General features: G+C 63.0%; 4 protein-coding genes. All 4 read left to right on the forward strand.

The features are described from left to right. The first annotated feature begins 41 nt into the window (after nt 1-41). Entirely contained in the window at nt 42-419 is a 378-nt protein-coding gene (gene rplL, locus RAD10_RS15635; RefSeq protein ID WP_018322255.1) for a 50S ribosomal protein L7/L12, read from the forward strand. A 484-nt stretch (nt 420-903) separates the two neighbouring features. Continuing rightward, nucleotides 904-5,022, forward strand: a complete 4,119-nt coding sequence (gene rpoB / locus RAD10_RS15640) for a DNA-directed RNA polymerase subunit beta (protein ID WP_212249006.1) — start codon at nt 904-906, stop codon at nt 5,020-5,022. A 128-nt stretch (nt 5,023-5,150) separates the two neighbouring features. Beyond that, complete coding sequence (gene rpoC / locus RAD10_RS15645; RefSeq protein ID WP_461618212.1) at nt 5,151-9,347, forward strand: DNA-directed RNA polymerase subunit beta'; 4,197 nt, start codon at nt 5,151-5,153, stop codon at nt 9,345-9,347. A 191-nt stretch (nt 9,348-9,538) separates the two neighbouring features. After that, the gene (locus RAD10_RS15650) at nt 9,539-11,599 is read left to right on the forward strand and encodes an FAD-dependent oxidoreductase (RefSeq protein WP_461618213.1); all 2,061 of its coding nucleotides are present in this window, start codon (nt 9,539-9,541) and stop codon (nt 11,597-11,599) included. Nucleotides 11,600-11,633: the final 34 nt, after the last annotated feature.

Here is an 11,633-nt window from a genome sequence, read left to right on the forward strand (position 1 = left end):
ACTCAAACCCGAACCAGACTTACACGTAAGGAAACTGAACAATGGCTGACTTGCAGAAGATCGTTGACGACCTCTCGAGCCTCACCGTGCTCGAAGCTGCTGAACTGGCGAAGCTCCTCGAAGAAAAGTGGGGCGTTTCGGCTGCCGCGGCTGTCGCCGTGGCCGGCCCGGCTGGTGGTGGCGCTGCCGCCGCTCCGGCGGAAGAGAAGACCGAGTTCACGGTCGTTCTCGCCAGCGCCGGCGACAAGAAGATCGAGGTCATCAAGGAAGTCCGCGCCATCACCGGCCTGGGCCTGAAGGAAGCAAAGGACCTCGTCGAGGGCGCGCCGAAGCCTGTCAAGGAAGGCGTGAACAAGGACGAAGCCGACAAGATCAAGGTCCAGCTCGAGAAGGCTGGCGCGAAGGTCGAGCTCAAGTAAGCACCGCTTACTGGCGAGGTCTCGGGCGAGCGTAAGCAGGCCCGAGATCCTGGCTTGCCCCCTCAAAAAGGGGCGAGCCTGATGCAAAAGGCGTGCGACGGAACGTCCCGACGCAGGTCGAACACGAAAAAGTGTGGGGATTTGAGGGTTCACCCCTCGAATCTCCACTATTGTCGCCCCATATCGGTTCGGCAGCACGAAAGCGCGGTGGGCAGGGATACCGGATTCTCTGTAAGCCGTTGGGAGAGCAGGCTATTTCGGGCTTTTGCAGTCCGTGAAGAGGATGGTTGTGACGGGCGGGCGCGCATCAGCGCCCCGCGCGTCGTTTTGCGTTTTGAAGGTCTGAAGAACAGATTCAGGACATTCCGGCCTGAACTTGAGTCTCCGGCCCCCAAAGCGGGTTCGAAAAATTCAACCCGGGGAGCGGTGGCAGCCGCGTTCCGGAGGGCGCGCCCAGAGCGGGCGACGAAAATGAGAGGCCACGATGGCGCAGCAGACATTCACCGGTCGCAAACGCGTTCGCAAGTTCTTCGGACACATCAAGGAAGTCGCCGAGATGCCGAACCTCATCGAGGTTCAGAAGGCGTCCTATGATCAGTTCCTGATGGTCGATGAACCCCAGGGTGGCCGTCTCGACGAGGGTCTGCAGGCGGTATTCCGCTCGGTGTTTCCGATCTCCGATTTCTCGGGCACCTCGATGCTGGAATTCGTCCGCTACGAGTTCGAGCAGCCGAAATACGACGTCGACGAGTGCCGCCAGCGCGGCATGACCTTCGCGGCTCCCCTCAAGGTGACGCTGCGCCTCATCGTGTTCGATATCGACGAGGAAACCGGCGCGAAGTCGGTGAAGGACATCAAGGAGCAGGACGTCTACATGGGCGATATCCCGCTCATGACGATGAACGGCACCTTCATCGTCAATGGCACCGAGCGCGTCATCGTCTCGCAGATGCACCGTTCGCCCGGCGTGTTCTTCGATCACGACAAGGGCAAGACCCATTCCTCGGGCAAGCTGCTGTTCGCCGCCCGCGTCATCCCGTATCGCGGTTCCTGGCTCGACATCGAGTTCGACGCCAAGGACATCGTCTATGCGCGTATCGACCGTCGCCGCAAGATTCCGGTGACGTCGCTGATGTTCGCCCTCGGCCTCGACGGCGAGGCGATCCTGTCCACGTTCTACAAGAAGATTCTCTACAAGCGGACCAAGGAAGGCTGGCGCGTTCCGTTCGACGCCAACCGTTTCCGCGGCTACTCGACCGTCAACGACCTGATCGACGCCGATACCGGCAAGGTCGTGCTCGAGGCCGGCAAGAAGCTCACCGTCCGTGCCGCCCGCCAGCTCCAGGAAAAGGGGCTGAAGGCGCTGCGCCTGGCTGATGAGGAGCTGGTCGGCAATTACATCGCCGAGGACCTCGTCAACCCGAAGACCGGCGAGATCCACGCCGAAGCCGGCGAGGAAATCACCGACAAGTCGATGAAGGTGCTCAACGAGCACGGCTACAAGGAACTGCCGCTCCTCGACATCGACCACGTCAATATCGGCCCCTACATCCGCAACACGCTCTCGGCCGACAAGAACATGACGCGTGAAGACGCGCTGTTCGACATCTACCGCGTGATGCGTCCGGGCGAGCCGCCGACGCTGGATTCGGCGCAGGCCATGTTCCAGTCGCTGTTCTTCGATGCCGAGCGCTACGACCTCTCCGCGGTCGGCCGCGTCAAGATGAACATGCGCCTCGACCTCGATGCGCCCGACACCCAGCGCACGCTGCGCAAGGAAGACATCCTCTCCGTCATCAAGACGCTGGTGGACCTGCGCGACGGCAAGGGCGAGATCGACGACATCGACCATCTCGGCAACCGCCGTGTGCGCTCGGTCGGCGAGCTCATGGAGAACCAGTACCGCATCGGCCTCCTGCGCATGGAGCGCGCGATCAAGGAGCGCATGTCCTCGGTCGACATCGACACGGTCATGCCGCAGGACCTGATCAACGCGAAGCCGGCGGCTGCCGCCGTCCGCGAGTTCTTCGGCTCCTCGCAGCTCTCGCAGTTCATGGACCAGACCAACCCGCTCTCGGAGATCACCCACAAGCGCCGTCTCTCGGCGCTTGGACCGGGCGGTCTGACCCGCGAGCGCGCCGGCTTCGAGGTGCGCGACGTGCATCCGACGCATTACGGCCGCATCTGCCCGATCGAGACGCCGGAAGGTCCGAACATCGGCCTGATCAACTCGCTCGCGACCTTCGCGCGTGTGAACAAGTACGGCTTCGTCGAGACGCCGTATCGCAAGGTCAAGGACGGCCGCGTCACCGACGAGGTCGTGTATCTCTCGGCGATGGAAGAGGGCCGCTACACGGTCGCGCAGGCCAACGTGCCGCTCGACCCGAAGGGCCGCTTCACCGAAGACCTCGTGGTCTGCCGTCATGCCGGCGAAGTCTTGCCGGTGACGCCTGACAAGGTCGACTACATGGACGTGTCACCGAAGCAGCTCGTTTCGGTGGCCGCGGCGCTGATCCCGTTCCTCGAGAACGACGACGCCAACCGCGCGCTGATGGGCTCGAACATGCAGCGCCAGGCGGTGCCGCTGGTTCGCGCCGAGGCCCCGTTCGTCGGCACCGGCATGGAAGGCGTGGTTGCGCGTGACTCGGGTGCCGCGATCGCGGCACGCCGTTCGGGCGTGATCGACCAGATCGACGCCACCCGCGTCGTCATCCGCGCCACGGAAGATCTCGATCCGACCAAGTCGGGCGTCGATATCTACCGCCTGATGAAGTACCAGCGCTCCAACCAGTCGACCTGCATCAACCAGCGTCCGCTGGTGAAGGTCGGCGATATCGTCAAGAAGGGCGACATCATCGCCGACGGTCCGTCGACCGATCTCGGTGAGCTCGCGCTCGGCCGCAACGTGCTCGTCGCGTTCATGCCGTGGAACGGGTACAACTTCGAAGACTCGATCCTGCTCTCCGAGCGGATCGTGAAGGAAGACGTGTTTACCTCGATTCATATCGAAGAGTTCGAGGTGATGGCCCGCGACACCAAGCTCGGACCTGAGGAAATCACCCGCGACATTCCGAACGTCTCGGAAGAAGCGCTGAAGAACCTCGACGAAGCCGGTATCGTCTATATCGGTGCGGAAGTCCGCGCCGGCGACATCCTGGTCGGCAAGATCACGCCGAAGGGCGAGAGCCCGATGACGCCGGAAGAGAAGCTCCTGCGCGCCATCTTCGGCGAGAAGGCTTCCGACGTTCGCGATACCTCGCTGCGCGTTCCTCCGGGCGTGCAGGGCACGATCGTGGAAGTTCGCGTGTTCAATCGTCACGGCGTCGACAAGGACGAGCGTGCGCTGGCGATCGAGCGGGAAGAGATCGAGCGTCTGGCCAAGGACCGCGACGACGAGCAGGCGATCCTGGACCGCAACGTCTACAACCGTCTTGCCGAGCTGCTCGAGGGGCGGCAGGGCATTGCGGGCCCGAAGGGCTTCAAGAAGGACACCAAGATCACCCGTGCGGTGCTCGAGGAGTACCCGAAGTCGCAGTGGTGGCTGTTCGCCTCGCCGAACGACAAACTGATGGCCGAGATCGAGGCCATGCGGAAGCAGTACGACGAGTCGAAGAAGGGGCTGGAACAGCGCTTCCTCGACAAGGTCGAGAAGCTTCAGCGCGGTGACGAATTGCCGCCCGGCGTGATGAAGATGGTCAAGGTCTTCGTCGCGGTGAAGCGCAAGATCCAGCCCGGCGACAAGATGGCCGGCCGCCACGGCAACAAGGGCGTGGTGTCGAAGATCGTGCCGATCGAGGACATGCCGTTCCTCGAAGACGGCACGCACGCCGACATCGTGCTCAACCCGCTCGGCGTGCCTTCGCGCATGAACGTCGGACAGATCCTCGAGACCCATCTCGGCTGGGCCTGCGCCGGCCTCGGCAAACGTATCGGCCAGACCGTCGATGCGTACCTGTCGAAGCAGGACATCAAGCCGCTGAAGGAGACCTTGAAGAAGGTCTACGGCGAGGACGAGACGATCAAGACGCTCAACGACAACGAGTTGATCGAGCTTGGCCATAACCTCAGCCGCGGCGTGCCGATCGCGACGCCGGTGTTCGACGGCGCCAAGGAAGCCGACATCGAGGAGATGCTGAAGCTTGCCGGTCTCGACGCTTCGGGTCAGTCGACCGTCTATGACGGCCGTACCGGCGATGCGTTCGATCGCAAGGTGACAGTGGGCTACATCTACATGCTCAAGCTGCACCATCTCGTGGACGACAAGATCCACGCGCGTTCGATCGGTCCGTACTCGCTCGTCACCCAGCAGCCGCTGGGCGGCAAGGCGCAGTTCGGCGGCCAGCGCTTCGGCGAAATGGAGGTGTGGGCGCTCGAGGCTTACGGCGCGGCGTACACGCTCCAGGAGATGCTGACGGTGAAGTCGGACGACGTCGCCGGCCGTACCAAGGTGTACGAGGCGATCGTGCGCGGCGACGACACGTTCGAGGCCGGTATTCCGGAATCGTTCAACGTGCTGGTCAAGGAAATGCGCTCGCTCGGCCTCAACGTCGACCTGCACAACTCCAAGGTTGGACCGGCGCCGACGTCGGAAGCGGCCGAGTAACACGACCTTTCATGCCCGGCCTTCACGGCCGGGCATTGGCGCCCCTCCCGATGCCTTGAGGGCAGGGCGCCTGCTTGAGTGATTTTCGAATTTGCGGCCGGAGGCGACCGGCACGCGAGGAGAAGACGATGAACCAAGAAATTATGAATCTCTTCAACCCGACGACGCCGGCTCAGGTCTTCGACCAGATCCGGATCTCGATCGCGTCTCCAGAGAAGATTCTGTCCTGGTCCTACGGCGAGATCAAGAAGCCGGAGACCATCAACTACCGCACCTTCAAGCCCGAGCGCGACGGCCTGTTCTGCGCCCGCATCTTCGGGCCGATCAAGGATTACGAGTGCTTGTGCGGCAAGTACAAGCGCATGAAGTACAAGGGCATCATCTGCGAGAAGTGCTCGGTCGAGGTCACGCTGTCGCGCGTCCGGCGCGAGCGCATGGGCCATATCGAGCTCGCTGCCCCCGTCGCCCACATCTGGTTCCTGAAGTCGCTGCCCTCGCGCATCGGCCTCCTGCTGGACATGACGCTGAAGGATCTCGAGCGGATCCTCTACTTCGAATATTACGTCGTGCTCGAGCCGGGCCTCACCGCGCTGAAGGACCGCCAGCTGCTGTCGGAAGACGAGTATCTGAAGGCGCAGGACGAGTACGGCCAGGACAGCTTCACCGCTATGATTGGTGCGGAAGCGATCCGCGAGCTGCTCAAGGGCATGGACCTCGAGAAGCTCGAGGCGACCTTGCGCCTCGAGATGCAGGAGACCGACTCCGACATCAAGCACAAGAAGCTCGCCAAGCGCCTGAAGATCGTGGAAGCGTTCCGCCACTCCGGCAATAAGCCGGAATGGATGATCATGACCGTGGTCCCGGTGATCCCGCCGGATTTGCGTCCGCTGGTGCCGCTCGACGGCGGCCGCTTCGCGACCTCGGACCTCAACGATCTCTACCGCCGCGTCATCAACCGCAACAACCGCTTGAAGCGGCTGATGGAGCTGCGCGCGCCCGACATCATCATCCGCAACGAGAAGCGCATGCTTCAGGAAGCGGTCGATGCGCTGTTCGACAACGGCCGCCGCGGCCGCGTCATCACGGGCGCCAACAAGCGTCCGCTGAAGTCGCTCGCCGACATGCTCAAGGGCAAGCAGGGCCGCTTCCGTCAGAACCTGCTCGGCAAGCGCGTCGACTATTCGGGCCGTTCGGTGATCGTGGTCGGTCCCGAGCTGCGTCTGCATCAGTGCGGCCTGCCGAAGAAGATGGCGCTCGAGCTGTTCAAGCCGTTCATCTACTCGCGGCTTGACGCCAAGGGCCTGTCCACCACCGTGAAGCAGGCCAAGAAGCTCGTCGAGAAGGAGCGGCCCGAGGTCTGGGACATCCTGGACGAGGTCATCCGCGAGCATCCGGTGCTGCTGAACCGCGCACCGACGCTGCATCGTCTTGGCATCCAGGCGTTCGAGCCCGTGCTGATCGAGGGCAAGGCGATCCAGCTTCACCCGCTGGTCTGCTCCGCGTTCAACGCCGACTTCGACGGCGACCAGATGGCCGTGCACGTCCCGCTGTCGCTCGAGGCGCAGCTGGAAGCGCGCGTCCTGATGATGTCGACCAACAACATCCTGCATCCGGCGAACGGCCAGCCTATCATCGTGCCGTCGCAGGACATCGTGCTCGGTCTCTACTACGTCTCGATCATGCGCGAAGGCCTGCCCGGCGAGGGCAAGGTGTTCGGCGAGATGGCCGAGCTCGAGCACGCGCTGCACGCGAAGGTCATCCACCTTCACACCAAGATCAAGTACCGGTGGGAAGGCATCGACGAGACCGGCAAGATCTCCAAGCGCTGGATCGAGACCACCGCTGGCCGCGTCATGCTGGGTAACCTCCTGCCGAAGAACCCGCGCGTCCCCTACGAGATCATCAACAAGCTGATGACCAAGCGCGAGATCTCCGGCGTCATCGACCAGGTCTACCGTCACTGCGGCCAGAAGGAGACGGTGATCTTCTGCGATCGCATCATGGCGCTCGGCTTCTACAATGCGTTCAAGGCCGGCATCTCGTTCGGCAAGGACGACATGGTCGTGCCGCACTCCAAGTGGAAGATCGTCGACACCACCCGTACGCTGGCGAAGGATTTCGAGCAGCAGTACAACGACGGCCTGATCACCCATGGCGAGAAGTACAATAAGGTCGTCGACGCCTGGTCGAAGGCCACGGAAGAAATCGCCAAGGCGATGATGAAGGAAATCTCCTCCACCAAGAAGACGGCGAGTGGAGCGGATGCCGACATCAACTCGATCTACATGATGGCTCACTCCGGCGCCCGCGGTTCGCCGGCCCAGATGCGCCAGCTCGCCGGCATGCGCGGCCTGATGGCCAAGCCGTCGGGCGAGATCATCGAGACGCCGATCATCTCGAACTTCAAGGAAGGTCTCTCGGTTCTCGAGTACTTCAACTCGACCCACGGCGCCCGCAAGGGCCTCGCGGACACCGCGTTGAAGACCGCGAACTCGGGCTACCTGACCCGTCGTCTCGTCGACGTGGCGCAGGACTGCATCATCACGCAGAGCGACTGCGGCACCAAGCTCGGCATCAAGATGCGCGCCATCGTCGATGCCGGCACCGTGGTGGCTTCGCTCGGCTCGCGCATCCTCGGACGCACGGCCTGCGAAGATATCCGTGACAGCTCCGGCAAGGTGATCATCAAGCGCGATACGCTGATGGAAGAAAGCCATCTGGACGCCATCCAGCAGGGTGGTGTGCAGGAGGTGAAGATCCGCTCGGCGCTGACCTGCGAACTCGTCAACGGCATCTGCGGCAAGTGCTATGGCCGCGACCTCGCCCGCGGCACGCCGGTCAACCACGGCGAAGCGGTCGGCGTCATCGCGGCGCAGTCGATCGGCGAGCCGGGCACCCAGCTCACCATGCGCACCTTCCATATCGGTGGTGCGGCGCAGCTCAACGAGCAGTCGTTCGTCGAAGCCAATTTCGACGGCAAGATCGTGATCCGGAACAAGGCCATCGCCCGCAACAGCGAAGGCCATCTGGTCGCGATGGTGCGCAACATGGTGGTGGCGATCGTCGATGCCGACGGCACCGAGCGTGCGACGCACCGCGTTCAGTACGGTTCGCGCCTGCACGTCGATGAAGGCGACATGGTCAAGCGTGGCCAGCGCATCGTCGAATGGGATCCCTACACCCGTCCGCTCCTCACCGAAGTCGAAGGTACGATCGGCTTCGAGGATCTGGTCGAGGGGCAGTCGATCTCGGAAACGCTCGACGAGGCCACCGGTATCGCCAAGCGCGTGGTCATCGACTGGCGCTCGACCCGCGGCGGCGCGGACCTGCGTCCGGCCATCGTGGTCAAGGGCAAGGACGGCAAGGTGCTCAAGCTCGCCCGTGGCGGCGATGCCCGGTACATGCTGTCGGTCGACGCCATTCTCTCGGTCGACGTCGGAGCCAAGGTCAACCCGGGCGACATCCTCGCCCGTGTCTCGACCGAAAGTGCCAAGACGCGTGACATCACCGGCGGTCTGCCGCGGGTGGCGGAACTGTTCGAGGCACGGCGTCCGAAGGATGCGGCGATCATTGCCGAAATCTCGGGCACCATCCGGTTCGGACGCGACTACAAGAACAAGCGTCGCATCTCGATCGAGCCGATGGACAAGACCGACGAGGCACGCGAGTACCTGATCCCGAAGGGCAAGCACATCCACCTTCAGGACGGCGACGTCGTCGAAAAGGGCGACTTCATCGTGGAAGGCAATCCGGCACCGCACGACATCCTTGCGGTCAAGGGCATCGAGGAACTCGCGGCCTATCTGGTCAACGAGATCCAGGAGGTCTACCGGCTCCAGGGCGTGCTCATCAACGACAAGCACATCGAGGTGATTGTCCGTCAGATGCTCCAGAAGGTGGAAGTCACCGACCAGGGCGACACGGACATGATCTCCGGCGAGCAGGTCGACAAGATCGAGTTTGACGCGCTCAACGAGAAGGCGAAGGAAGAGGGCAAGAAGATCGCCACGGGTACGCCGGTTCTGCTCGGCATCACCAAGGCGAGCCTCCAGACCCGCTCCTTCTTCTCGGCGGCCTCGTTCCAGGAGACCACCCGCGTCCTCACGGAAGCGGCGGTCAACGGCAAGGTCGATCCGCTCGAAGGCCTCAAGGAGAACGTCATCGTCGGCCGGCTGATTCCGGCAGGCACCGGCGCCTCCATGGCCAAGATTCGCGAAGTCGCCATGAAGCGCGACAAGCTGATCCTGGACGAGCGCGAGAAGCAGGCGGCGGTCGTGTCGCCCGCGCCGGAAGCGGAGCTTCCTGCGCTGCCGCCCGCGGAATGATCGTTCATCCGTAGGACTACCGAGGACAATGAAAAGGCCGGCGAAAGCCGGCCTTTTTGTTGCTTTGCTTGTCTGTTGCGATGCGGGATCAACCTTTGTTCATCTTTCCTTCAGCCGCAAAAGCGCTTCTGCTAGGAGAGTTTAGACCGGTGGTCCCGTGAAGGGGGCGGGCCGGAGACCACGGAACTCACATGCTTGATCTCGCAATCGTAGGCGGCGGCCCCGGCGGGCTGATGAGCGCTTGGTATCTGAAGCGCAAGCTCGGCGACCTCTGTCGCGTCACCATCTACGAGGCCTCCGATCGGCTCGGCGGCAAGATCGTCACCCGCAAATTCGATTCCGCGCCCGCGATGTACGAGGCCGGCGTTGCCGAGATCTACGACTACTCGATGACCGGGCCGGATCCGCTGCGCGAGCTGATCCAGCATTTCGGGCTGCAGACGATTCCGATGGATGCCGAGCAGGTGCAGTTCGGCGGCGAGCTCCTCAACGACGTGCCGGGCATGCGCCGCAAGTATGGCGCCAAGACCGCCGCGGCGATCGAGGCGTTCCGCAAGCGCTGTGCTGAGGCGATGTCACCGATCGAATATTACGAGGGCGTCGGCGCGCACGACAACGAGAACCCCTGGGCCTACAAGACCGCCGAGCAGGTGCTCGACGAGGAGGTCGAGGACGAAACTGCAAAGCGCTTCTTCAAGGTGATGGCGCGCTCCGACATCGCCACCGAGAGCCACAATACCAACGGCCTCAACGCGCTCAAGAACTATCTGATGGATGTCGACGGCTATATCGGCCTCTATTCCATCCAGAACGGCAACGAGCAGCTGATCGAGTGCCTGCAGTCGGAGGTCAACGCCGACATCCAGCTCAATCACCGCGTGCTCACCGTCGGCAAGGCGCCGACCGGCCGCTACCAGCTCAAGATGATGAACGGCAAGGGACCGGAGACGCGCGACTTCGATCTCGTGCTGGTCTGCCTGCCGCATTCCTGGCTCGCCACCATGCGGTGGGAAGGCGAACAGCTCCGCAAGTCGATGGTCAAGCACGTCTCTTATTTCGACCGTCCCGCGCACTATTTGCGCGTCTCGATCCTGTTCGACACGCCGTTCTGGGGCGAGAAGATTTCAGGCGCCTGGTTCATGTCGGAAGCCTTCGGCGGCTGCTGCGTCTACAACGAGGGCGCGCGCCACGACGTCGGCAAGCACGGCGTGCTGAACTGGCTGATTCCCGGCTCCGACGCGCTGGCCTTCGCCAATCTGTCGGACCAGGAGCTGATCGATGCCGCGCTGAAATCGCTGCCGGCCTCGCTCGGCGATGCGCGCCTGCATTTCATGGAAGGCAAGATCCATCGCTGGTTGTCGTCGGTGAACGCTATACCGGGCGGCCTGCCGGTGCGCGACGTCATGACCAATCACCGGCCCGAGCCGAAGGAGCATCCCGGTATCGTGGTGGTCGGCGACTATCTGTTCGATTCGACGCTGAACGGCCTGCTCGACTCCTCGGATGCGGCAACCGACATCATCCTGACTGAGATGATGCGCCTGCGCCGCGAGCGCGCGCAGGACGACAAGCCGCTCTCCGACAAGATCGATCGCGACTATTTCGATAATTATCGCGGCCTCGGCCCCTATCATGAGGCGTGGCGGCACTTCACCGATCCCGATTACCTCACCCGGCTGCTCGGCATCGTCTGGGGCAAGACCAAGGGCGCCAAGCTGCTCGTCGCGGGCTCGGCCAGCGGCGAATTGGTCGGCGCGCTGCGCGAGCGCGGCATCGATGCCTTCGGCATCGAGAGCAACCGCGCCATCCACGCCAGGACGCCGAAGGCGCTGAAGAAGTACAACAAGCTCGGCTCGATCACCGACATGCCGTTCAAGGACGGCGCGTTCGACTTCGTGTTCGAGACCAGCCTTTGCCACGTTTCCCCGAAGCAGGTGGTCCGCGCAATCAAGGAACTGAACCGCGTGGTCAAGACCGGCCTCGTGTTCGGCTCGATCACCTCGGACATGGCGCCGGCGCTGATCGACCGCTACGACCTTCTGCGTGGCGTCAAAAAACTCGGCACGTGGTGGGAATGGTCCGAACTGTTCTTCGGCAACGGTTTCGACCTCTCGATGCACCGCAAGGATTGCACCGATGCCCTGTGGGAGGCGACGCTCGCCGCCAACAAGGGGCCGGGGCGATGGTACGCCGACGCCGACAGTCTGCGCTATTCCTTCTTCGACAAGGTCGAGGACGAGGACGAGGATTAGCCGCGGAGCGCGCGTTGAATTCGCCAATTGTTTT

It is taken from the genome of Bradyrhizobium sp. 23AC (assembly GCF_054863025.1).

Excerpts from the sequence above, each read along its gene's own strand:
- rplL (WP_018322255.1), top strand. The coding sequence starts at position 42 with ATGGCTGACTTGCAGAAGATCGTTGACGACCTCTCGAGCCTCACCGTG.
- RAD10_RS15650 (WP_461618213.1), top strand. The coding sequence starts at position 9,539 with ATGCTTGATCTCGCAATCGTAGGCGGCGGCCCCGGCGGGCTGATGAGC.
- rpoB (WP_212249006.1), top strand. The coding sequence starts at position 904 with ATGGCGCAGCAGACATTCACCGGTCGCAAACGCGTTCGCAAGTTCTTC.
- rpoC (WP_461618212.1), top strand. The coding sequence starts at position 5,151 with ATGAACCAAGAAATTATGAATCTCTTCAACCCGACGACGCCGGCTCAG.